Here is a 25,794-nt window from a genome sequence, read left to right on the forward strand (position 1 = left end):
CTCGGCGACCTCTTCCCACTTTCGAGTCCTCACCTTGGCATATCTATTGCACTATTTTAGCTGTGTCAGTCCAGTAGAGTGTGTTAGAACGGAGTTCGTAACGCACTATTATCATGGGTTTGATGCCGTACTCTCCGCGCTCACATCCTACATATATTTTCTCCAAATCAAACTGGATTCCTATATCTTCTATCAATCTCAAAAGAAAACGATAATAATCCTTGCTAAAAAAAGACTTTCAAGCAAAACAGATAGTTATTGGTATAACATTTGTTTTGCTTGCAACTATACAAGAATTTATACCAGACTTGCAATTAGATTTTACGTAGGCGTAGCTGCGTTCCTACTGACTTTAACCTAATTTGATACTTGCGATCGCTCTCTTTATATCTCTAGATAGATATATAAATCATTGCTAAAAAAAGAATATAACACGGAGGTATGGAAGAGGACACGGAAATTTTTCTTTGCGTCTCACAATCTCTGCATCTTTTTTAACAACGCTCTGTGCATTAATATTTTCTCATTTCCAGTGGTGTTAAGTCTTTGAGTACGGTAAACCGTATTTGCTTGTTAGTTCCCAAAGATTAATTTAATTGTTAAGTTTAGTTACATAAATAAAAAATGCTGCAACACTGCTAAAGAGGAAAAATTATGAAAATAGGTAGTATCCTTAAGGATCAAGACAAATTTAATAACTTGACGATGCAATATCTATATTGCATCACACAAGTCAAGGTTTCTCAGAAATACAACTTATTTAACAACATTGTTTAACATTGCGATGAAAGCTACAGATCAATTGGTGCATTTTTTAGAAGAAGATTTGGGTATTTCTCGTGGAGCAATTTCTCTGGCTTTGCGCCATTGTGAGCAGACCCCCAACTTCCTGGCTATGACCCTTTGGCAATATGGACTGATAACACTGGATCAGTTAGCCCAAATTTTTGATTGGTTGGAAACAGTATAAGCTGCGGCTTCAACTCTTTAGACTGGAAATATCTAAATTTTTCCATAAAGTCACATTCTCAATAGTTTTCATTCTAAGGATTGGTAATAAAATCTATGGCAATTAAAGAACAACCTAAATCACCTCGGTTTCGGATCGTTGCTAATATATTACTGGCAGTATCAGGGCTATTCCTGCTTTTAAATTTATTTTTGCCTGGTTTATTTGCTTCTGGCCCGACTGGTGTTCCTTACAGCTTGTTTATTCATCAAGTGCAAGAAGGAGAAGTCAACCGAGTTTCTGTTGGTCAAAATCAGATTCTCTATGAAGTAAAAACAGAAAATGGTCAGCCGGGCCCGGTATTTGCAACTACACCAATTTTTGATTTAGAGTTACCCAAACTGCTCGAGGAAAAGGGAGTTGAGTTTGCTGCTACTCCTCCACCCAAAAATACTTGGTTTACAACCCTCTTAAGTTGGGTGATTCCACCACTGATTTTTATTGGGATTTGGCAGTTCTTTGTGTCTCGTGGTGGCGGTGGTGGCCCCCAAGGTGCGCTTTCCATTGGTAAAAGCAAAGCTAAGGTTTACGTTGAAGGCGAATCAGCTAAAATTACCTTTGCAGATGTGGCTGGTGTAGAAGAAGCGAAAACTGAGTTAGTGGAAATTGTAGATTTCCTCAAGACCCCGGCACGCTTTACCCAAATTGGTGCGAGGATTCCCAAAGGTGTGCTGTTAGTTGGCCCTCCTGGTACTGGTAAGACACTTTTAGCGAAAGCTGTAGCCGGAGAAGCAGGTGTTCCATTTTTTAGCATCTCTGGTTCCGAATTTGTAGAATTGTTTGTCGGTGTAGGTTCTTCCAGAGTGCGGGATTTGTTTGAGCAGGCTAAAAAACAAGCCCCTTGTATTGTATTCATTGATGAGTTAGATGCAATTGGTAAATCTCGTAGTAGTAACGGCTTCTATGGTGGTAACGATGAGCGAGAACAGACCCTCAACCAGTTACTAACAGAGATGGACGGGTTTGCGGCTGGCGATGCAACGGTGATTGTCCTAGCAGCTACCAACCGCCCCGAAAGCCTTGACTCGGCATTGCTGCGTCCAGGTCGCTTTGACCGCCAAGTTTTGGTAGACCGTCCTGATTTATCTGGTCGGGAAGCAATTCTCAAAATTCACGCTCAAAAGGTAAAATTAGGAAATGATGTAGACTTAAGAGCGATCGCTACTCGTACTCCTGGTTTTGCTGGTGCAGATTTGGCAAACTTGGTCAACGAAGCCGCATTATTAGCAGCTCGCAATCTCCGTGAAAGTATTGCTCAAGAAGACTTCGCCGAAGCAATTGAGCGGGTAGTCGCAGGTTTAGAGAAGAAGAGTCGCGTGATGAACGAGACTGAGAAAAAGATTGTTGCCTACCATGAAGTTGGTCACGCAATGGTCGGGGCGCTAACCACAGGAAACGGTCGCGTAGAAAAGATTTCGATTATTCCCCGTGGGATGGCTGCTTTGGGCTACACTCTGCAATTACCAACTGAAGACCGCTTTTTGATGAATGAAGATGAATTGCGGGGTCAGATTGCAACTCTATTAGGTGGACGTTCTGCCGAAGAAATTGTGTTTAACAGTATTACAACAGGTGCTTCCAACGATTTACAACGAGCAACTGACTTGGCAGAACGGATGGTAACATCTTATGGTATGAGCAAAGTTTTAGGGCCATTGGCTTACCAACAAGGACAACAATCGATGTTTTTGGGTAATGGTGGGGCTAATCCTCGGCGGGCGGTGAGTGAAGACACATCTAAAGCCATTGATAGCGAAGTCAAGGAAATCGTGGAAACAGCCCACGAACAAGCTCTAGAGATTCTCAGACAGAATCGAGACTTGCTAGAAGAGATAGCGACTCAACTCTTAGAAACAGAAGTCATTGAAGGCGAAAAACTTCACAGTTTCTTGAGTCAGGTTAAACCCGTAGGTAATTCGTAATTCGTAATTAGGGAAGTCAGACTTCTATGTATATAGGGACACAGAATTAATCTCTGCGTCCCTATTTGTTAAACTTCTGCGTTTTTGGGGTTTCAGAAATGCTACTTATCACAATGCATACACCAGCTAACAAAAATGCCAATGCACTCCCAACTGCACCGATAAAAGGTGTTATTGTTTGCGGTTGGGTAAATATAATACCAAACAAACTCATTGCTAAAGCGAATCCCCCAAAATACGTCCCAATTCCTAATCCCGCCCACTGTTGAGGTACTAATCCTAAAGCAAAGGGAATTGCCCCGTTGACAATTAAACTAAAGCCAGCAACGATTAATAGAATTATCGGAATTTGTGCGCCCACAGATATCATTATCAGTAATGAGGGAACGATCGCACAGATCCCACAAAGCATAGCTTGAGGATTACCAATTTTGACAGCGAAGATTCCAGCCGGTATGCTGGCAATTGCGATCGCTAATCCGATCCACACCATAAACACATCAATATTATCAGTATTCAGTTGGGTCTTGAGTACTTTACCCAAGACATCAAAGAGAAATCGGATACCCCACGCTACACCAAAACCAGTTACTAAAATCAACGCCAATTTTTGTAACGGCAACTTTACTACTTCTATTTGGTGTCTACTATCCACTACTGCTTCTGGAGGATTGACTAACCGCAACACAGCCGCCGCCCCCAGCATCACAAAAGAACCGATCGCAAAGGTATAAACTGGCCCTAAGCTCAGGATAAACTTGTGGCTTATCGGTCTAAAAGCCCCAATCGCACCACCGGCTAAGGTGACAACACTTACTGCTAAAGGTAGCTGGGCTGGTGTAGAATACATTCCCAACAAACACATCGCTGGAGAACGAAATATTGTCATTGCTAATGCCCAGGCTACCAATACTATAGGTAAGAGCGATCGCATTACGGTAGTAGGTGGAATCAAACTCACAACGCATGGTATGGCAATAAATAAAGCCGATGCCAGAATCATACCTACTGAGATAAAGGGAAACCGAGTTCCTACCCAGCGTCTAGCTTGGTCTGAAAGTCCACCCATCAATGGTTCCAGCACCGCACCCAAGGCATTTTCAAATAGCACCAAGGCAACTGCAAGTGAAGCAGGAAAACCAAACTGAGTCAAAAGTTGTGGCAGATATATATTATAAATTAACCAAGTGAGAGTAATTGCTCCCTGCACCCCTGCCAACACCCAAACTTGCACCCATAAAATATTGAAATGAGATTTTGAGGTAGTCAAGTCGCTTTGCTCCAATTAAAAATTAAAAATTATTAATTAAAAATTTCAAGGCGCTTTCTAGGATATCCTGTGCCTAGCTTGCTTCTTTGCAGGAGTACATAGCCTCGCTAACACTACGCTATCTATCATTGTTAGCTCTGTAGTAAAATTAATTAATTAAAAATAGAATAATTTTTAATTTTTAACTTTTAATTCCAAAAAGGTCATCAGGAGATGGGAAGTGGCGACTTAAACCGCAAACTTTTGCTCAAGGCAGAAAACAGAGGCTAGTATTCCTCCTGCCTTCTGCCTCTCTTTTTAATACTCTGGAACTGAAGGATCGATTTCTCGACTCCAAGCGGTAATTCCGCCTTTGACATTCGTCCCGACAATCCCGGCTTCTTTGAGAATGGCTAAGGCTTTTGCCGATCGCCCGCCCATCTTACAATGAGCAATTAAACGGTGGCCGTTTAATATTTCCTTCACCTTTGCAACGCCATTTCCATTTTCAATGTCTGGTAAGGGCACTAACACCGAACCGGGAATCTTGGCAATATCATACTCATGGGGGTTGCGGACATCCAGCAGTACAAAATCCTTTGCACCACTATCCAGCAATTCCTTCAAATCCTTAACTGTCATTTCTTGACTTTCCATCTGCTGTTTTGCCTCTTCTGCCTTAGCTTGGGGAATTCCGCAAAATTCTTCGTAGTCTACCAGCTTTTCAATCACTGGGCGAATCGGGTTAGGACGCAGTTTCAATTCCCGAAATTTCATGTCTAAGGCATTATATAGCAGCAATCGTCCACTTAGGGTATTACCTTGTCCCAAAATGATTTTGACAGTTTCCGTTGCTTGGATTAAACCAATAATTCCTGGCAAAATCCCCAGTACACCACCTTCTGCACAAGAGGGAACCATTCCTGGTGGTGGTGGTTCTGGGAAAAGGTCACGATAATTCGGCCCGCCTTGGTAGTTAAATACAGTAGCTTGGCCTTCAAAGCGTAAAATTGAACCGTAGACATTGGGCTTATTCAGCAATACGCAAGCGTCGTTAACTAGATATCTGGTGGGGAAGTTATCAGTACCATCCACGACGATATCGTAAGGTTCCAGGATTTCTAGGGCGTTTTCGGAAGTCAGGCGAGTTTCGTATAAATCAACCTGACAATAGGGGTTAATCTCGTGAATGCGGGTTTTTGCTGATTCAATCTTGGGTTTACCCACCCAAGATGTCCCGTGGATGACTTGGCGTTGCAGATTGGAAGTATCGACAATATCAAAATCGACAATTCCGATGCGTCCAATACCCGCCGCCGCTAGATATAAAAGTAGTGGTGAACCTAGTCCACCTGTACCGATACATAGTACATTGGCGGCTTTTAGGCGCTTCTGTCCTTCTAGCCCTACTTCCGGTAAAATCAGGTGTCGGGAGTAGCGTTCGTAATCGTCCTTGGTCAACTGGATTTCGTCCAGATTAGGGTTGAGCATAGCAGTTATGATCTGGGAGAGCGGAATATTATCCTATCGAAAAACTGTATCTTATATTAGAGATGTCTAGTAGGGAAGGTGAATTTTTATCCGTGGTGGTGGCTAAAACCGCTACGAGTGACTGTCTTTAAAGTAAATCGTTAAATTATATTTTTAATTGCCTCTGCTTGGAACTGATGACGATCGTCAAGGCTCCAACTTAGAAGTTCTCCAGCTTTACCGTTTTGGACGGTAACTATTATATACGAGTATCCTTGCCAAGCATATAAGCGATCGCATTCTGAAGGGATAGCAGGATGATCTGGATGGGAGTGAAAAATACCGATAATGTTCAGTGAGCGATCGCGTGCTTCCTTTTGCATTTTTAGCATAACTTCGGGTGCGATCGCATATTGCCGTCTTTTACTTTCTGCTGTGCGTTCCCCTAAAAACTCAGCCGCCGCTTCTGTATTCCAGGCATTTTCTGTTGGCACGACTTCTACCACAGTTTTACCCTCATTAGCCAGATAGCCCAGAATTATACCGCAACACTCATCTGGATAGGTGCTTTCAGCATGGGTGCAGATAATTTGCAAGTGTTCTTGACTAAGTTGGATCATCTTTGCATTTGAGATTTTATTTCATCATAGCGATCGCAGCAAACGTTTAATAAGCATTAAGTCTTCTTGGCTAAATTACTTCATGTATGCGTTTGTAACTTTTGTAACTTATAGTATGTGTTGCACAGCGATGATATTTTATCATGCGTAGGGTGTAGCTTACCGCAGGTATGACAGCGTTCACAAAGAAAAACATATTGGAAATTTATTGCTTTGAAAGCCTCCACTCCAACTTTCTTGTAACTGCTGGTATCTGCAAAATCTTAATTATAAATTCTCAAAATGTGAAGGATATACTAAGAGAATTTCTTAGCATATATATATTTAGGCAGATAATGTAAAGAGTATGCAAAGATGCTTCTTAAAGTATAGACATCTAAGTAAATATTCAGTATTTGTTAATATCAGGTTATTTAAATGTTCCCTATTTTTAAGCTAGACACCCACAGGCAATAGCCCACAACAAGGGTATGAGAATCACCTTCTCTATCAAGAGTTAACTGTTCCCTATTCTCAAGGTACTAGGATTTACGCATTGACAAAAAATAAACGTATGAGGTGTAGTTTTCAGGCGTTGAAGCTCGATTTTGTGATGCTTTTTCAATGATGCCTACCTACGCTATTAAATTGAAGATGATTGTAAAAAGCCTGAAATGTCCTATTTCAGTCTATCTACACACTCATTAATTTTTATAGTGAATGACAGCTTGATATGCAGATAGCTGCATGTTATTTGCAAGCTGTTTGACAGAGTAGATTTTCAAAAAAATTACTGTCCCTCAAGGGTGACATAAAAATATGCCGAAAGTGTAAACTCTCGGCGAGTTCTTGTGTTCTAAAACAGTACTAACTCCGGGCTGAAAACTTTAATAAAGTTACTAAAACATTGATTAAGGAAGTGCAAAAGTTATGACAAATATAATTGGAACCAACTGTGATGATACTTTAATGGGCAGTAATGATGCTGACACAATTAAGGGTAAAGCAGGCAACGATAGCATTACAGCTAAAAAGGGTAACGACACGCTGACTGGTGGTGGTGGCAAGGATAAATTTATTTACAACTTGGGTGATGGTACTGATACTATTACTGATTTTGGTGGCGTAGGTAAAGGAACAAACCCTACAGCAGCAGTCATTGCTGAAGTGGATACGCTCAAATTCCAGGGTGCTGGTTTCAATGCTAAAAATCTGTTGCTTACCCAGAATGGTAACAATCTGGAAATTACCTTTGATGGGGTGGCTGATAGCAAAATTATCCTAAAAAACTTCAACTTAGAAAACTTGGAGAACCTGAATGGTTCTGGAACAAGACCAGCTATTGGCAATATCCTGTTTGATGGACAAACTAGCATCACTGACAGTTTTAATGTCTTAAATGCCGACTCCACTGATACTAGTCTGGGTATCAAAAACACGGTAACTTTCCTCAATGACCTTGACAACAACATTACAGGTTTAGACGATTCAAATGATGTCATCAATGGTCAGGGTGGTAATGACTACATCGATGGCAAAAGTGGTGACGACCTTTTGAGAGGTGGTGCGGGGAAGGATACTCTTATTGGTGGTGCGGGCAATAATACTCTCAACGGTGGTACTGGTAACGATAGCTTGAGTGTTAAAAATTCAACAGGGGATAATCTGCTTTCTGGAGGCGATGACAATGATTATCTTGATGTCTTTAGCTACGGTGGATACGTCAACTACCCAGAGGCCGGCTACCTTGGCTCATCTGGCAAGAACACCCTCAATGGTGGCGCTGGTGACGATAACTTGAGTGCTAGCGGTTCAGCAGGCAATAATCTGCTCTCTGGGGACGATGGTAATGATAATCTCTCCATCTCTGGCTATTACGAAGGAAATAGCTACTCAAATAATGACTCTCGCTCCTTTGGCAATAACACCCTCAACGGTGGTGCTGGTAACGATAGCTTGAGCGCTAGTGGTTCACAAGGCAATAACCTGCTCTCTGGTGGCGGTGGTAATGATACTCTCTCCATCTCTGGCTACTACAAGTACACTCCCTACAGCAACCCCTACGAAATCCGCGACCTCTCCAACACATACGACTCTCGTTCATCTGGCAAGAACACCCTCAATGGTGGTGCTGGTGATGATTACTTGAGTGCTAGCGGTTCAACAGGCAATAACCTACTGGATGGTGGTACGGGGAATGATACTCTCGTTGGTGGTACGGGAAATGATACCCTTGTTGGTGATACGGGAAATAACTCCCTCGATGGTGGTACTGGAAACGATAACTTGAATGTTGACTCTTCACCAGGCAATAACCTGCTCTCTGGTGGTGATGGAAATGATACTCTCTCCGTCTCTGGTGACTATTACAGCAGCGATGCGGTGTTTGGTAATAATACTCTTAATGGTGGCGCTGGTAACGATAGCTTGAATGCTGACTATTCACCAGGCGATAACTTACTGGATGGTGGCTATGGCAATGATACTCTCTCCGTCTCCGGTGGCTACTACGACCCTGTGGTATCTGGTAATAACACTCTCAAAGGTGGCGCTGGTAATGATAGCTTGAGTGCTTTCTTTTCAAAAGGCAATAACTTCCTGGATGGTGGAGATAACAATGATACTCTCTCCATCAATCTTACCGATGGTAATAATACTCTCAACGGTGGCACTGGTGACGATTACTTGAGTGCTAACATTTCAACAGGCAATAATCTGCTCTCTGGTGGTGCTGGTAATGATTCTCTCTTTGCCTCCAACTTCGAGGGCTACAGGTTTGATAACACATCAGGTAGTAACACTCTCAATGGTGGTGCTGGCAAGGATTACTTAAATGTAAACTATTCACGAGGCGCTAATCTGCTCTCTGGTGGCGATGGAAATGACAATCTCTCCGCTTCTAGCTACGGTCATGGCTTCGGAGGAACATTGTATAAGACTACTGGAAATAACACCCTTAACGGTGGTGAAGGTGATGATAACTTAAATGTTGACTATTCATCAGGTGATAATTTGCTGAATGGAGATAATGGCAATGATTATCTTTCCGCTTCTGGCTACGAGTATGACGAATATGGCGATTACGGTGGGTCTGGTGAAGGAATCTATCGCAGAACGTCAGGCAATAATAGCCTCAACGGTGGTGCTGGTGCAGATAAGTTAGTTGCTGATTATTCAACAGGCAATAACTTACTCTCTGGGGGTGATGGCAATGATACTCTTTCTGCATCTAACGCATTAGGTAATAACACTCTTTATGGTGGCAATGGTAATGACATCCTCACAGGAGGGAATGGGACTGATACCTTTGCTTTCAGTAGTTACACTGAAGGCGTTGATAGTATTTATAATTTTAAGGCTACTAACGATCTGATTCGGGTATCCTCTGCTGGTTTTGGTGGCGGGTTATCAATAGGTTCACTTCAGACAAGCCAGTTTACCATCGGAACATCTGCAACCGCGATCGCTCAACGATTCATTTATGATAGTTCTACAGGTGGACTGTACTTTGACCTCGATGGCAGCGCAGGTGGTTTTACTCAGGTAAAATTTGCCCAACTCTCAACTGGATTGTCACTAACTAACAACAATTTTGTGGTTGTTTAGTCTAAATTAGGGATTTCCCAAAAATAAATTCAGGAGTAATGTTAAGAGAAAGAAGTGTTGCTGAATCAAGAGATCGTTCAGCAACACTTTTTGCCTCAGTTAGTTCATGTCTGCGTTGTAATTTTGAGAATCTACAGGAATCATTGCAGAGATATTTAAGATTGATATAGCGATCGCTCAATCTCCATCATCGCCCCATTCCAAAAGGAAAATATTGATTTTGCATTACTCTTCAAACTTTTTTACTGTTTTATGCTTTCTTATTACTTAGAAACTACAATAGTATGAAGAATTGATAAAGCTCAGTATTTGTACATAGATTTATCGTCAAATAATGTGAAGAGTGTGTAAAGACGATTATTCAAGTATAGACATCTAAGTAAGATATTAAGTTATGTACTTATTTTGAGGCGATTTAAGATGTTCTCTATGTTTAAGCTCGACATCCACGGAGAATAGCCCACAAGCAAGGTATAAAAATATCTTTCCCATCCTCAAGTTAACTGTTCCCTACTTTGAAACTAGTAGGACTTAGGCACTGGCAAAAAAAACAAATATAAAAAAAATTCGTATTGAGGCATTCAAGCTTGATTTTTTGATAATTGTTCACTGATTTCTACTGAACAATTATCTGGAATTCACAGCTTGATTAATTTGTATAGTGCTTAAGGCTTAGATAGTTGGAGATATTTATAGAACTTACGCATCAAGACATATAGGGTTAATTCATGAATTGAACTTACGGACAATCAAGGCTTTAACTCTCTTTTTGCTAGTCTCTAAGTTGGATAATTGTCACGTAGAATCCCATGCTCTGGGTGAATCTTCGATAAATATTACTGTTCCTCAAGAGTGAGTATCGAAAACCCTAAGTTTTAGTGAGTTGTTTGTGCCCTTATGCACAAGCAGCAATGTAAGAACTGAAGTTACTGAAAAAAATGATTTAGGTAGGTAAAAGTTATGGCAGATATCATTGGAACCAATGGTGACGATAGTCTATTTGGCAGTTACGAGGCGGATACGATTAACGGTCTAGCAGGCAACGATACTATTATCGGCGGTGCCAAATATATCTCAACTGGCAACGATATCTTAATTGGTGGAAGCGGCAACGATATTATTATCGGCGATGCCAACGATACCTTAACTGGTGGAAGCGGCAACGATAAATTTGTTTACGAATTTGATTACTTATACGGTAGCCTCGACGACAAAAAGAATATCATCACCGATTTTGGTGGCGTAGGTAAAGGGACAAACCCGACACCAGAAGTCATTGCCGAAGTGGACACCTTAGAATTAAAGGGCTATGGTGCTACTGCTGAAAACTTGCTTCTGACCCAGAATGGCAACAATCTGGAAATCAGCTTTGTAGACGATCCTATTACGAGGTTTTATAATAGTTCACCCTCACTTATCCTGCAAAACTTTGCCCTGTCCAACCTTGATAACCTTAGCAAATCTACGGGAGCCACTGTAAACTTGGGCAATATCGTGTTTGAGGGTCAAACTAGCGCTACAGATAGCTTTGATGTCTTCAATGCCGACTCGACCCAAAGTACCATATTCAATAAGAATACAGTCACCTTCCTTAACGACCTGAACAATAACGTTAGCGGTTTTGACAACTCAAATGATGTCATAAATGCTCAGGGGGGCAATGACATCATTAATGGCTTGAGTGGGAACGATTTGCTCAGAGGTGGTGCGGGGAATGATACTCTCGTTGGTGGTATAGGAAATGATACCCTGGTTGGTGGTGTGGGAGACGATACCCTCACAGGTAATGACTATCTTGTTGGTGGTAATGGAAATGATTTTTTGAATGTTGAATTTTCAGCAGGGGATAATACCCTCAAGGGTGGCGATGGTGACGATACCTTGGATGCTGGGGCAACATCAGGGAATAACTTCCTCTCTGGCGGCGATGGCAATGATTCTCTTTATGCTACTGACGTTTTTACCATGTACGGGGGCGACGAGATCATCTCTTTCAGTTCCTCAAGCAATAACACCCTCAATGGTGGTGCTGGTGACGATACCTTGAACGCTGAGTCTCCATCTGGCACTCACTTTCTCTCTGGGGGCGATGGCAATGATTCTCTCTCCGCCTCTGGCTCTTTTTATTATAGAAGAATTTCTAATTTTAGCTCGTCAGGCAATCATACCCTGTATGGAGGCGCTGGTGACGATACCTTGAGGGCTGATTATTCAACAGGCAATAACTTCCTCTCTGGGGGCGATGGCAATGATTCTCTCTCCGTCTCTGCCTATTTTAGTAACACCGCCGAAGGCATTACTTATTTCTCCTCATCGGGAAATAATACCCTCAATGGAGGGGCTGGTGACGATACCTTAAACGCTAAACAGTCAACAGGGAATAACTTCCTGTCTGGGGGCGATGGCAATGATTCCTTCTATCTCAGCCCCACATTTGCATATCTTGCCCCCTCTAATTTATTGACTCAAACGGTAGATGGGGGTGAAGGTGACGATTTGTTGTTTGCCAATTACAACTTATCTGACGAGTTAGATTCGTTTGATGAATATTACTCCTTAGCTACAGACGGTATTACAACCACATTTAATACCACTACTAACATTGGAGAGATTACGACAAGCACATATCGGGTTAGCTACAAAAATATCGAACGATTAAATATCTCAGGTACAAACTTTGATGACAATATTGTTGGCAGCAATGGTAATGATACACTCTCTACAGGCGCAAGTGGCAACGATACCATAGATGGAGGTGAGGGTGACGATGTGTTGTCCTTTGGTTACAACAGCTACAACTATAATACTTCTGGGGGTATTACAGCCACATTTAATACCACTACTAACATTGGAGAAATTACGACAGGCACGAATCGGGTTAGCTACAAGAATATCGAGCGATTAAATATCTCAGGTACACGCTTTAATGACTTAATTGTGGGGAACAGTGGCAATGATACCCTTACTGGAGGCGGTGGTAATGATAGCCTAATTGGAGGAAATGGCACTGATACCTTTGGTTTCTATGGATACAGTGGGGATGTTGACACTATTTATGATTTCAACGCCACTAATGAATTAATTCAGATATATGCTGCTCGTTTTGGTGGCGGGTTGTCAATAGGTTCACTTCAGACAAGCCAGTTTACCATCGGAACATCTGCAACCACGATCGCTCAACGATTCATCTATGATGATTCTACAGGTGGGCTATATTTTGACCAAGATGGCAGCGCAAGTGATTTTACTCAGGTGAAATTTGCCCAACTCTCAACTGGACTGTCACTAACCAACAACAATTTTGTGGTTGTTTAATCTTAATTAAGAGTTAGGCAAAACTACATAGTGTCGGCGCAATTTATGAATTGACTTACCTAGAGAATATGAGATGCTAAAAATAGCATCTCATATTTGATTGCTTAATGTAATGAATCTTAAGAAAAAGAGGTGTTGCGGAATGAGGTGTTGATTCATCAACTTAACTTAGTTACCTCATATCTGCGTTTGTGATTTTGATAATCTAAAGCGATCGCTGTAAAGACATCTAAGATTGATATAGCGATCGCAACATCTCCATCATCGCCCCATTCAAAAAGGTAAATATTTATTTTACATCGCTCCTTCAAACTTTTTTACTGTTTTCTGCTTTCTTGTTACTTAGAAACTAGAAGAGTATGAAGAATATATAAAGCTCAGTATTTATTTATACATTTCTCAGCAAATAATGTGAAGAGTATACAAAGATGGTTATTTAAGTATAGACATTTAAGTAAGATATTGAGTATGTAGTTATTTTGAGGCAATTGAGATGTTCTATATATTCAAGCTCGACACTTAAGGAGAATAACCCACAAACAAGGTATAAAAACATCTTTCCTGCTCAAAAGTTAACTGTTTCCTACTTTAAAGCTAGTAGGGCTTAGGCACTGGCAAAAAACCAAATATAAAAAGTGGTTTTTAGGGATTCAAGCTTGATTTTTTGATACTGTTCACTGATTTCTACTGAACAATTATCTGGAATTGACAGCTTGATTAATTTGTATAGTGCTTAAGGCTTAAATAGCAAGAGATAGTTATAGAACTTATGCATCAACACATATACGGTCAATTCATGAATTGAACTTACGGACAATCAAGGCTTTCACTGCCTTTTTACTAAGCTCTAAGTTCGATAATTGTTACGTAGAATCCTATTTTCTGGGTGAATTTTCAAGAAATATTGCTATATCCTCAAGAAGATCGAAAACGCCAAGTTTTGATGTATTTTTGTGTTTTTAAACCACACAAGAACACTGTAAGAACTTAAGTTACTGAAAAAATTGATTTAGGTAGGTAAAAGTTATGGCAGATATCATTATTGGAACCAACGGTAACGATACTATAAACATATATGGATATACTGGTGGCAACGATACCTTGACTGGTGGAAGCGGCAACGATAAATTTGTTTACGACTACAACTCCCCACCCAATAACAAAAATAATATCATCACCGATTTTGGTGGCGTAGGTAAAGGGACAAACCCGACAGCAGAAGTCATTGCCGAAGTAGACACTTTAGAATTCCAGGGCAATGGTGCTACTGCTAAAAACTTACTATTAACCCAGAATGGCAACAATCTAGAAATCAACTTTGAAGGCGATCCTTATACAACAAGGTTTTTTGGAGACTTATTTATCCTACAAAACTTTGCCTTGGAAAACCTGGATAACCTGAGCAAATCTACAGGAGCCACTGTAGACTTGGGCAATATCGTGTTTAATGGACAAACTAGCACTACAGATAGCTTTGATGTCTTCAATGCCGACTCGACCCAAAGCACCATATTCAATAAGAATACAGTCACCTTCCTTAACGACCTGAACAATAACGTTAGCGGTTTTGACAACTCAGATGATGTCATAAATGCTCAGGGGGGCAATGACATCATTAATGGCTTGAGTGGGAACGATTTGCTCAGAGGTGGTGCGGGAAATGATACTCTCCTTGGTGGTATAGGAAATGATACCCTGGTTGGTGGTGTGGGAGACGATAGCCTCACAGGTAATGACTCACTTGTTGGTGGTACTGGAAACGATTACTTGAATGTTGAATTTTCAGCAGGGGATAATACCCTCAAGGGTGGCGATGGTGACGATTACTTGGATGCTGGAGCAACATCCGGGAATAACTTCCTCTCTGGCGGCGATGGCAATGATACTCTTTATACTGCTGACGTTTTTAGCACGTTTGCCCCTGACCGTCTCATCTCTTTCAGTTCCTCAAGCAATAATACCCTCAAGGGTGGTGCTGGTGACGATTATTTGAACGCTGAGTCTCCATCCGGCAGTCACTTCCTCTCTGGGGGCGATGGTAATGATTATCTCTCCACCTCTGGCACTTTTAATAATAGAAGAAGTCCTAATTTTAAGTCGTCAGGCGATAATACCCTCAAGGGTGGCGCTGGTGACGATACCTTGAGGGCTGATTATTCAGGAGGGAATAACTTCCTCTCTGGGGGCGATGGCAATGATTCTCTCTCTGTCTCTGCCTATTTTAATTACAGCGCCGAAGGCGCTACTTATTTCTCCTCATCGGGGAATAACACCCTCAATGGAGGGGCTGGTGACGATACCTTGAGGGCTGATTATTCAGGAGGGAATAACTTCCTCTCTGGGGGCGATGGCAATGATTCCTTCTATCTCAGCCCCACATTTGCATCTCTTGCCCCCTCTAATTTATTGACTCAAACGGTAGATGGGGGTGAGGGTGACGATTTGTTGTTTGCCAATTACAGCTTACCTGACGATTTGTTAAATTTGTTGTTTGAAGATTACTCCTTAGCTACAGACGGTATAACAACGACATTCAATACCACTACTAACATTGGAGAAATTACGACAGGCACATATCGGGTTAGCTACAAAAATATTGAACGAGTAAATATCTCAGGTACAAACTTTGATGACAATATTGTTGGCACCAATGGCAATGATACCCTTACAGGTGGAGATGGTGGTAATGATAGCCTAATTGGAGGAAATGGGATTGATACCTTTGGTTTCAATGATTACAATGGGGGTGTTGACACTATTTATGATTTCAACGCCACTAATGAATTAATTCAGATAGATGTAGATGCTGCTCGTTTTGGTGGCGGGTTGTCAAAAGGTTCACTTCAGACAAGTCAGTTTACCATCGGAACATCTGCAACGACAAGCAATCAACGATTCATTTATGATGATTCTACAGGTGGGCTGTATTTTGACCTAGATGGCAGCGCAGGTGATTTTACTCAGATAAAATTTGCCCAACTCTCAATTGGATTGTCACTAACTAACAACAATTTTGTGGTTGTTTAATCTTAATTAAGAGTTAGGCAAAACTACATAGTGTCGGGGCAATTCATGAATTGACTTACCTAGAGAATATGAGATGCTATAAATAGCATCTCATATTTGATTGCTCAATGTAATGAATTTTAAGAAAAAGAGGTGTTGCGGAATGAGGTATTGATTCATCAACACCTTTTAACTTAGTTAGCTCATATCTGCGTTTGTAATTTTGAGAATCTAGAGTAATCGCTCAATCTCCATCATCACCCCATTTAAAAAGGAAAATATTGATTTTGCATTGCTCCTTCAAACTTTTTTACTGTTTTATGCTTTCTTATTACTTAGAAAGTAGAAAAGTATGAAGAATTGATAAAGTTCAGTATTTGTGTATACATTTATCATCGAACAATGTGAAGAGTATGCAAAGACGGTTATTTAAATATAGACATCTAAGTAAGATATTCAGTATGTAGTTATTTTGAGGCAATTGAGATGTTCTCTATGTTCAAGCTCGGCACTCACAAAGAATAGCCTACAAGGAGGCATAAAAATATCTTTCCCAATCAAAAGTTAACTGCTTCCCATTTTGAAACTAGTAGGACTTAGGCACTGGCAAAAACCAAATATCAAAATTGGTTTTTAGGCATTCAAGCTTGATTTTTTGATGGTTGTTCACTGATTTCTACTGAACAATTATCTGAAATTCACAGCTTGATTAATTTGTATAGTGCTTAAGGCTTAGATAGTAAGAGAATAGTTATAGGACTTACGCATCAACACATATAGGGTTAATTCATGAATTGACTTCTGGACAGTCAAGGCTTAAATTGCCTATTTACTAAACTCTAAGTTCAAGAAGTTCGAGAATTGTTACGTAGAATTCCATTCTCAGGGTGAATTTTCAAGAAATATTACTGTTTCTCAAGAGTATCGAAACGTCAAGTTTTTGTGAATTTTCGTGCCTGGAAACATCACTTACAGCAGTGTAAAGAACTGAAATTACTTAAAAAATCAATTTAGTCAGGTAAAAGTTATGGCAGATATCATCGGAACCAACGGTAATGATACCCTATTTGGTAACAACGGCGACACCTTGACTGGTGGGGGTGGCAATGACATTTACTACGGCGAATCTTCTCGCTACACTTATACTATTACGGATTTTGGTGGCGTAGGTCAAGGAACAAATCCGACAGCAGAAGTCATTGCCGAAGTTGATACCTTAACATTCTCAGGTGTTGGTTTGACTGCTAAATATCTGCTGCTTACTCAGAATGGCAGCAATCTGCAAATCACCTTTGATGAGAATTATTATTACAGTCCTACAGTCACCTTGCAAAACTTTGCCCTGGAAAACCTCGATAACCTCAGCACATCTACAGGAGCCACTGTAGACTTGACGAATATTGTGTTTTCTGACCAAACTAGCACTACAGACCGCTTTGATGTTTTCAATGCCAACTCCACCCAAAGCACTGTCTTCAACAAAAATACAGTCACCTTTCTTAACGACCTGAACAATAATGTTAATGGTTTTGACGACTCAGATGATGTCATAAATGGTCAGGGGGGTGATGATATCATTGACGGCAAAAGTGGCAACGACTTGCTGCGGGGTGGTGCTGGGAATAATACTCTCATTGGTGATCTGGGCGATGATATCTTGGATGTTGACTCCTCAACAGGCAAGAATACCCTCAAGGGTGGCACTGGTAACGATACATTGAGTGCTGGGGGTTCAGAAGGCGATAACTTCCTCTCTGGGGGCAATGGCAATGATTCTCTCTACGCCTCTTATGTTTATAGCAGCTACCCATACGAAGTTGTTAACTCTTCAGGCAATAACACCCTAAAAGGTGGTGCTGGTGATGATACCTTGAATGCTGAGTCTGAAGAGGGCAATAATTTTCTCTCTGGGGGCAATGGCAATGATTACCTTTCTACCTCTGGGTTTAGGTATTATAGATCGTACTTTAATTTTAGCTCATTAGGTAATAATACCCTCAAAGGTGGTGCTGGTGAGGATACCTTGAGGGCTGAGTATTCGACAGGCAATAACTTACTTTCTGGTGGCGATGGCAATGATTCTCTCTCCGTCTCTGGCATAGTCATAGGGGGTAGTGGTGGGCCGTCTTTTTACCCCTCATCAGGCAATAATACCCTCAAGGGTGGGGCTGGTGAGGATACCTTGAGGGCTGAATATGCAACAGGAAATAACTTACTTTCTGGTGGCGATGGCAATGATTCCTTCTATCTAAGCCCCACATCCTCAGATAGTGCCCCCTCTAATTTAGTGGCTCAAACGGTAGATGGGGGTAAAGATGACGATTTGTTGTCTGTCGATTACACATTAGCTACAAAGGGGATCAAAACTACATTCAATACTACTACTAACATTGGAGAAATTACGGCAGGCACGTATCAGGTTGACTACAAAAATATCGAACGATTAAATATCTCAGGTACGCGCTTTGATGACAATATTGTGGGCAACAGTGGCAACGATACACTCTCCACAGGCGATGGTGGCAAAGATATCGTAGATGGAGGAAAGGGTGACGATATTTTATTCGTTAATTACAGCAATGCTACAGGGGGTATCACAACGACTTTCAATGCTACTAATAACATTGGAGAAATTACGGCAGGTACGTATCAGGTTGACTACAAAAATATCGAACGATTAAATATCTCAGGTACGCGCTTTGATGACAACATTGTGAGCAACAGTGGCAACGATACACTCTCCGGGGGTTCTGGAAATGATACGATTACTGGCAGTGCAGGTAATAATGTTTTGACAGGTGGGAATGATAACGACACCCTAACTGGTGGTGGAGGCAATGATCAATTTATTTACAACTTACTCTACAGCACTAGTTACGGCACTGATATTATCACCGATTTCGGTGGTGTGGGTAAAGGCTCAAATCCCTCAGAGGCAGTCATTGCTTTCTTAGACACTTTGCAATTTATAGGTAGTGGCTTAACTGCTCAAAATCTGCTATTAACTCAAAATGGTAACAACTTAGAAATTAGCTTTCAATCTCTCACTAATGACAAAGTCATTCTCCAAAACTTCAAATTAGAAGACTTGGATAATCTGCAAGCAACTTCTTCACAACCAGCTATTGGCAATATTCTGTTTGATGGAGAAACCAGCATCAACGACAGTTTCGATGTGTTTGATGCTGATTCCACTCAAACTACCCTGTTCAAAGGCGACACTGTTACCTTCCTGAATGACCTCGATAACAACATCACGGGTTTTGATAACTCCAATGATGTCATTAATGGTCAGGGGGGTAATGACTACATCAACGGCTTGAGCGGTAATGACCTGCTTAGAGGTGGTGCGGGAAATGATATTCTCATTGGCAGCGCGGGAAATGATACTCTTGTTGACGGTGTGGGAAATAACACCCTTGATGGTGGTATTGGTGATGATCAATTGAATGCTGACGATTCAACGGGTGATAACCTGCTATCTGGGGGTGATGGCAATGATTCTATCACCGTCTCTGGCTACCTCGAAAATTACTACGACTCTCGCTCATCAGGTAATAACAGCCTCAACGGTGGTGCTGGTGACGATACGTTGAATGCTGGTGGTTCAAAAGGTGATAACTTCCTCTTAGGGAATGATGGTAACGATTCTCTTGACATCTCTGGCTATTTCTCCGACGATTACTCTCCCTCTAATCCCTATGACTCTCGTTCATTTGGCAAAAACACCCTCAACGGTGGCGCTGGTAATGATACGTTGAATGCTGGCGGTTCAACAGGTGATAACCTACTCTTAGGGGATGATGGCAATGATTATATCTTTGCCTCTAGCTACTTACCCTCTGTGCTGTCTGGTAATAACACCCTCGACGGTGGCGTTGGTGACGATAACTTGAGCGCTGACAGTTCAACAGGCGATAACCTGCTCTTAGGGGGTGATGGCAATGATTCTATTAATGTCTCTGGCTACCTCCTATCCTACAACGATGAATATTCCGAATACTATGACTCTCGCTCATCAGGCAAAAACACTCTCAACGGTGGCGCTGGTAACGATACGTTGAATGCTGGTGGTTCAACAGGCGATAACCTGCTCTTAGGAGGTGATGGCAATGATTCTATTAATGTCTCTGGTTATACCTTGACCAAAAAGTACTACTACGAATCTGACTTCTTTAACTATCGCTCATCAGGCAATAACACCCTCAATGGCGGTGCTGGTGACGATACGTTAAATGCTGACGGTTCAAGAGGTAATAACCTACTTTTAGGAGGTGATGGTAATGATTCTCTTAACATCCTTGGCTATTCCTACAACTACGAATCTCCTGAAGGAAACTCTGAATACTACAATTATGACTCATTTAGTAATAACACTCTAGAAGGTGGCGCTGGTGACGATACGTTGAATACTGGCGGTTTAACAGGCGATAATCTACTATCAGGGGGTGATGGCAATGATTATATTTTGGCCTATAATTCATCCGGGAATAACACCTTGTATGGTGACAACGGTGATGATTATATCTTTGCCTATAATGCCTCCGGTAATAACACCCTGTATGGTGGCAACGGAAATGACATCCTTGCAGGAGGGAATGGTACAGATACCTTTGGTTTCAATAGTTACAATGAAGGTGTAGATAGTATTTATAATTTCAATGCCACTAATGAATTAATTCAGGTATCAACTACTGGTTTTGGTGGCGGGTTATCAACAGGTTCACTTTCAGCTAATCAATTTACCATCGGCACATCTGCAACGGTGATCGCTCAACGATTCATCTATGATGATTCTACAGGTGGACTGTACTTTGACCAAGATGGTAGTGACACTGGGTTTACTCAGGTAAAATTTGCCCAACTCTCAACTGGATTGTCACTAACCAACAACAATTTTGTAGTTGTTTAATTAGGGATTTCCAAAAAATAAATTTAGGAGCCAGACAAAGCTACACGGTGTCGGGGCAATTCATGAATTACCTCTACGTACAAAAAAATATTAGATGCTATTTTTAGCACCTGATATTTGATCGCTCAGTGCAATAAATAGGTGAATCTTCGAGAAATATATTGTTTCTCAAGAGGAGCGAAAACGTCAAGTTTTGGTGAATTTTTGTGCCCAAAAACATCGCTGACAGCACTGTAAGAACTGAGAGTTACTGAAAAAATCAATTTAGGTAGGTAAAATTTATGGCAGATATCATTGGAACCAACGGTAATGATACCCTAGTCGGTCAAAACTACGACACCTTAACTGGTGGAGGTGGCAACGATATTTACAATATCGCGACCGACGCGATTTATATTACGGATTTTGGCGGCGTGGGTCAAGGAATAAATCCGACAGCAGGAGTCATTGCCGAAGTGGACACCCTAATATTCCAACGCAATGGCTTGACTGCTCGAAATCTGCTGCTTACCCAGAATGGCAGCAATCTGCAAATTACCTTTCAAAATAGTCTATATAGTACAGTAATTCTACAAAACTTTGCCCTGGAAAACCTGGATAACCTCAGCATATCTACAGGAGCCACTGTAGACTTGGGCAATATTGTGTTTTATGGACAAACTAGCACTACAGACAGCTTTGATGTCTTCAACGCCAATTCCACCCAAAGCACTATTTTCAATAAAAATACAGTCACTTTCCTTAACGACTTGAACAATAACGTTAGCGGTTTTGATGACTCAGATGATGTCATCAATGGTCAGGGAGGTGATGACATCATTGATGGTAAAAGTGGCAACGACTTGCTGCGGGGTGGCGCTGGCAATAACCTGCTCTTTGGGGGAGATGGCAATGATTATCTTGATGTCTCTGGTATCTTTGTTTATAATTCATCCGACTCTCGCTTAACAGGCAATAACACCCTCAACGGAGGCGCAGGTAACGATACATTGACGGCTAGCGGTTCAAAGGGCGATAACCTGCTCTCTGGTGGCGATGGCAATGATTCTCTTGACATCTTTGGCGGGTACTATGCTTATCTTGGTATATCTGACTCCCGCTCAACAGGCAATAACACCCTCAACGGAGGCGCAGGTGACGACACATTGACGGCTGGCGGTTCAAAAGGCGATAACCTGCTCTCTGGGGGCAGTGGTAATGATTCTCTTGACATCTCTGGCAGGTACCTCAGTTACCGTGGTACGTATGACACTCGCTCAACAGGCAATAACACCCTCAACGGAGGCGCAGGTGACGATACATTGTCTGCTGGCGGTTCAGAAGGCGATAACCTACTCTCTGGGGGCAGTGGTAATGATTCTCTTGACATCTCTGGCTACTTGGCGGGCCCCTACAGCCAAGATGACTCCCGCTCAACAGGCAATAACACCCTCAATGGAGGTGCAGGTGACGATACATTGAGTGCTGGCGTTTCAGAAGGCAATAACCTGCTCTCTGGGGGCGATGGTAATGATTATCTTGACCTTTCTGGCTACAACTCCAGCACGGCCTACTTCAACTCTAGCTCAACAGGAAATAACACTCTCAACGGAGGTGCTGGTGACGATACATTGAGGGCTGGTGGTTCAATAGGTGATAACCTCCTTTCTGGGGGTGATGGTAATGATTATTTTGACATCTCTGGCTACTTCTACACTGTCACGGACGGCTTCTTCAGCTCTCGCTCATCAGGCAATAACACCCTCAACGGAGGTGCTGGTGACGATACATTGAGGGCTGGTGGTTCATCAGGCAATAACCTGCTCTCTGGAGGTGCTGGTAATGATTATTTTGACATTTCTGGCAGCTACTCTAGCACGACCAACTTCGACTCTCGCTCAACAGGAAATAACACCCTTGATGGTGGCAGTGGCAATGATACCCTCATAGGTGGCAATGGTAATGACATCCTCATAGGTGGGAGCGGGATTGATACCTTTGTTTTCAATAGTTACAACAATGAAGGCGTTGACACTATTTATGATTTCAATGCCACAAATGAATTGATTCAGGTATCAGCTAGTGGTTTTGGTGGCGGTTTATCAATAGGTTCACTTCAGACAAGTCAGTTTACCATCGGCACATCTGCAACTGCGATCGCTCAACGATTCATCTATGATGATTCTACAGGTGGACTGTTCTTTGACCAAGATGGCAGTGACACTGGGTTTGCTCAGGTGAAATTTGCTCAATTATCAACTGGATTGTCATTAACCAACAACAATTTTGTGGTTGTTTAATCTTGATTAATAGAGAGGCGAAATTAATTTCGCCTCTCTATTAGAGTTGATTCCGTGCTTTGAGTTGCAGATATCGCTCAACTACCTGATCGGCAATTTGATTTGCTGGCGCATCTAGTACTAATACACCTTTTTGTTTCAATTGAGCGAATGCTACTTGTCTTTGCATTAATAAATCTAGTGACACTGCACGGGTATAAGTATTTGTAACATTATCTGTAAAGGTATGTGCCAGATGATCGACTTGTGGATCTCGCAGAGTTACGCAAAATGGCAGATAGCGGGGTGCTAGCTTGGAGAGTGCAGCTAGGAGTTCGGTAGAGGCGGTGACATCCACTAAGTCGGTAATCACGACTACAAGCGCCCTGCGAGTTTGACGCTGCAAAACATTTGTTACCGCCCCCAAATAATCAGATTCAAATAATACTGGTTGAATTGGAGTTAGGCGATCGATTAACTGATTTAAATGATGTTGACCGCGTTCTGGGGGAATCCATGTATGCATCTGGCGATCAAATACACCAACACCCACGCGATCGCCTCGATGTAATCCTGCCAATGCTAAGGATAAGGTTGCATTCAAACCCCAGTCAAATCGCTGCAAATTCTGCACCTTTGCGGTCATCAACCGTCCGCGATCGAGCAAAATGAGTAAAGTTTGTTCTTGTTCTGGTTCTAAAACCCTCACCAGTGGCGTTGCATTCCCATAAGCCCCAACCCGACGGGCGGTAGCTTTCCAATCAATAAACCGCAAATCGTCACCAGTGCGATAGTTTCGCAGTTCGGCAAACTCTGTACCAATACCAGTTTTGCGAGATTGGCGCATCGATCCTGATGATTGCAATGTTAAACGAATTGTCAGCGATCGCAATCCCACTAAATCAGGATAAACTTTCACTGGCAAACTTTGAGGAATTTGCCAATCATCCCAAGCTAATCCCCAAATTCCTAACTGTCGGACTTGAATATTTCCCCAAGGAAACTCGCCGCGCTGTTTTGGGTTGACGGTATACGTCAATTCTTGGGTGGTATTACTGGGTATAATCGCCCGGTGTGTAGATGCTGATACACCAAATCCTGTTGGGTAGTAATCGCAGATTTCAATTAAGGCATTGGTTTTTGGTGATGTTACTTTTAGGATGACCGGATTATCTCGCCCAATGGATAATCGGGATGGTAATTCGCGGGTAATTTGCACGCGAGAACGCCGCACCTGTAAACCATCCGCAACCATCAATCCGAGAATTAGGGCATCAAATAGGACAATAATGGCGATCGCTGCTTTAATGCTAAGAAAAAAGTATATGATCGGGGCAATCGCTATACCTAAAACTAGCAATAGATAAACTCGTTTGGAAGGAACCATTTTAGAAATTAGGAGAATGACGATTAGTTTAACTAATTACTAATATCATGTCCGCTTGATTGCTTATTAAACTCGAAGAACCCCAGCCCCAACCCCTCCCGAAAAGCGGGGAGGGGTTGGGGCTGGGGTCTTTAATTAGGAATTACGAATTACGAATTACGAATTACGAATTAGTTTAACCTACGTCATCATGGGCAAAGCGGTTAAAGAGGAAATCTAGAGCATAATTACGTAGTTGGTAGTATTGGGGATCTTCCATGATCCGGGCGCGATCGCGTGGACGAGAAAAGGGAATTTCCATGACTTCGCCAATTTTCGCGTGTGGGCCGTTAGTCATCATTACCAATTTATCTGCCAAAAATAGTGCCTCGTCGATATCATGGGTAATCATCAGCACTGTACAACGGTTATCGCCCCAAATTTTCAGCAATTCTTCTTGTAATTCTTCTTTGGTGATGGCATCCAGCGCCCCAAAGGGTTCATCTAAAATTAAGACTTTGGGACGAATCGCTAAAGCACGGGCGATGGAAACCCGTTGTCTCATCCCGCCGGACATTTGCATTGGTTTCTTTTCCATTGCATCACCCAGTCCCACCATTGCTAGATGATCGCGCACGATCGCTCTTTTTTCAGCTTGTGGTTTGTTGGGATAAACGGCGTTAACAGCTAAATAGATGTTTTCAAAAGCAGTCCGCCAGGGTAGTAGGGCATAGTTTTGGAAGACAACCATCCTGTCTGGGCCTGGCTTGGTAATTGGTTCTCCTTCGAGTAAGACTTCGCCGGATGTGGGAAAGTTAAAGCCAGATACCATATTTAATAGTGTCGATTTGCCACAGCCGGAGTGGCCGATGAGGCAAATAAATTCGCCTTGTTCGACGTTGAGGTTAACGCCATCAAGTACGGTGAAGGGGCCTTTCTTTGTAGGATAAACTTTGGTAACGTCTTTAATTTCTAGGAAAGGTCTGTGGGTGGTGGTTGCAGTTACGAATGGTTTTCCTAATGTGTTTGTAGCTGTTGAGTTGCGGTTTTGCATAGTATTTGGTATTTGGGGATTAAAAAGC

12 protein-coding genes and 1 pseudogene are annotated in these 25,794 nt (G+C 42.0%); 7 read left to right on the forward strand and 6 right to left on the reverse strand.

Annotated elements, in window-relative coordinates; all coding sequences use genetic code 11:
- Nucleotides 1-784 precede the first annotated feature (784 nt).
- Nucleotides 785-970 (forward strand): DUF2949 domain-containing protein, encoded by a 186-nt coding sequence (locus tag RMZ41_RS25085; protein WP_322644714.1) that lies wholly within the window; start codon nt 785-787, stop codon nt 968-970.
- A 95-nt stretch (nt 971-1,065) separates the two neighbouring features.
- Complete coding sequence (gene ftsH4, locus RMZ41_RS25090) at nt 1,066-2,931, forward strand: ATP-dependent zinc metalloprotease FtsH4 (RefSeq protein WP_322644713.1); 1,866 nt, start codon at nt 1,066-1,068, stop codon at nt 2,929-2,931.
- A gap of 61 nt (nt 2,932-2,992) precedes the next feature.
- Here ftsH4 and RMZ41_RS25095 read toward each other — a convergent pair whose 3' ends face one another.
- The 3 genes from RMZ41_RS25095 to RMZ41_RS25105 all read right to left on the reverse strand — a co-directional run bounded on the left by RMZ41_RS25095 (nt 2,993) and on the right by RMZ41_RS25105 (nt 6,270).
- Entirely contained in the window at nt 2,993-4,201 is a 1,209-nt protein-coding gene (locus tag RMZ41_RS25095; protein WP_322644712.1) for an MFS transporter, read from the reverse strand.
- A gap of 297 nt (nt 4,202-4,498) precedes the next feature.
- Nucleotides 4,499-5,671 carry a molybdopterin-synthase adenylyltransferase MoeB gene (moeB, locus tag RMZ41_RS25100; RefSeq protein ID WP_322644711.1) on the reverse strand — a complete coding sequence of 391 codons (1,173 nt, stop codon included), beginning with the start codon at nt 5,669-5,671 and terminating at the stop codon, nt 4,499-4,501.
- Nucleotides 5,672-5,811: 140 nt separating this feature from the next.
- Nucleotides 5,812-6,270 carry a M67 family metallopeptidase gene (locus RMZ41_RS25105; protein ID WP_322644710.1) on the reverse strand — a complete coding sequence of 153 codons (459 nt, stop codon included), beginning with the start codon at nt 6,268-6,270 and terminating at the stop codon, nt 5,812-5,814.
- A 915-nt stretch (nt 6,271-7,185) separates the two neighbouring features.
- Here RMZ41_RS25105 and RMZ41_RS25110 point away from each other — a divergent pair.
- Both RMZ41_RS25110 and RMZ41_RS25115 read left to right on the forward strand, forming a co-directional pair.
- Nucleotides 7,186-9,855, forward strand: a pseudogene (locus RMZ41_RS25110) (beta strand repeat-containing protein); the annotation flags it as partial.
- Nucleotides 9,856-10,815: 960 nt separating this feature from the next.
- Nucleotides 10,816-13,170 (forward strand): calcium-binding protein, encoded by a 2,355-nt coding sequence (locus tag RMZ41_RS25115; RefSeq protein ID WP_322644708.1) that lies wholly within the window; start codon nt 10,816-10,818, stop codon nt 13,168-13,170.
- Between the two features lie 158 nt (nt 13,171-13,328).
- Here RMZ41_RS25115 and RMZ41_RS25120 read toward each other — a convergent pair whose 3' ends face one another.
- Complete coding sequence (locus RMZ41_RS25120) at nt 13,329-13,481, reverse strand: hypothetical protein (RefSeq protein WP_322644707.1); 153 nt, start codon at nt 13,479-13,481, stop codon at nt 13,329-13,331.
- 715 nt (nt 13,482-14,196) lie between these two features.
- Here RMZ41_RS25120 and RMZ41_RS25125 point away from each other — a divergent pair.
- The 3 genes from RMZ41_RS25125 to RMZ41_RS25135 all read left to right on the forward strand — a co-directional run bounded on the left by RMZ41_RS25125 (nt 14,197) and on the right by RMZ41_RS25135 (nt 23,367).
- Nucleotides 14,197-16,197, forward strand: a complete 2,001-nt coding sequence (locus tag RMZ41_RS25125; RefSeq protein ID WP_322644706.1) for a calcium-binding protein — start codon at nt 14,197-14,199, stop codon at nt 16,195-16,197.
- Between the two features lie 1,006 nt (nt 16,198-17,203).
- Nucleotides 17,204-21,088 (forward strand): calcium-binding protein, encoded by a 3,885-nt coding sequence (locus RMZ41_RS25130; RefSeq protein ID WP_322644705.1) that lies wholly within the window; start codon nt 17,204-17,206, stop codon nt 21,086-21,088.
- A 281-nt stretch (nt 21,089-21,369) separates the two neighbouring features.
- Nucleotides 21,370-23,367, forward strand: coding sequence for a calcium-binding protein (locus RMZ41_RS25135; protein ID WP_322734432.1), 1,998 nt, complete (start codon nt 21,370-21,372; stop codon nt 23,365-23,367).
- 40 nt (nt 23,368-23,407) lie between these two features.
- Here RMZ41_RS25135 and RMZ41_RS25140 read toward each other — a convergent pair whose 3' ends face one another.
- The gene (locus RMZ41_RS25140) at nt 23,408-24,733 is read right to left on the reverse strand and encodes a DUF58 domain-containing protein (protein WP_322644703.1); all 1,326 of its coding nucleotides are present in this window, start codon (nt 24,731-24,733) and stop codon (nt 23,408-23,410) included.
- Between the two features lie 175 nt (nt 24,734-24,908).
- Complete coding sequence (locus RMZ41_RS25145; protein WP_322644702.1) at nt 24,909-25,766, reverse strand: nitrate ABC transporter ATP-binding protein; 858 nt, start codon at nt 25,764-25,766, stop codon at nt 24,909-24,911.
- Nucleotides 25,767-25,794: the final 28 nt, after the last annotated feature.

This window comes from Nostoc sp. DedVER02 (assembly GCF_034530675.2).
Lineage (GTDB): Bacteria > Cyanobacteriota > Cyanobacteriia > Cyanobacteriales > Nostocaceae > Nostoc.

Excerpts from the sequence above, each read along its gene's own strand:
- RMZ41_RS25085 (WP_322644714.1), top strand. The coding sequence starts at position 785 with ATGAAAGCTACAGATCAATTGGTGCATTTTTTAGAAGAAGATTTGGGT.
- RMZ41_RS25135 (WP_322734432.1), top strand. The coding sequence starts at position 21,370 with ATGGCAGATATCATTGGAACCAACGGTAATGATACCCTAGTCGGTCAA.
- RMZ41_RS25140 (WP_322644703.1), bottom strand. The coding sequence starts at position 24,733 with ATGGTTCCTTCCAAACGAGTTTATCTATTGCTAGTTTTAGGTATAGCG.
- RMZ41_RS25130 (WP_322644705.1), top strand. The coding sequence starts at position 17,204 with ATGGCAGATATCATCGGAACCAACGGTAATGATACCCTATTTGGTAAC.
- RMZ41_RS25105 (WP_322644710.1), bottom strand. The coding sequence starts at position 6,270 with ATGATCCAACTTAGTCAAGAACACTTGCAAATTATCTGCACCCATGCT.
- RMZ41_RS25145 (WP_322644702.1), bottom strand. The coding sequence starts at position 25,766 with ATGCAAAACCGCAACTCAACAGCTACAAACACATTAGGAAAACCATTC.
- ftsH4 (WP_322644713.1), top strand. The coding sequence starts at position 1,066 with ATGGCAATTAAAGAACAACCTAAATCACCTCGGTTTCGGATCGTTGCT.
- RMZ41_RS25125 (WP_322644706.1), top strand. The coding sequence starts at position 14,197 with ATGGCAGATATCATTATTGGAACCAACGGTAACGATACTATAAACATA.
- moeB (WP_322644711.1), bottom strand. The coding sequence starts at position 5,671 with ATGCTCAACCCTAATCTGGACGAAATCCAGTTGACCAAGGACGATTAC.
- RMZ41_RS25115 (WP_322644708.1), top strand. The coding sequence starts at position 10,816 with ATGGCAGATATCATTGGAACCAATGGTGACGATAGTCTATTTGGCAGT.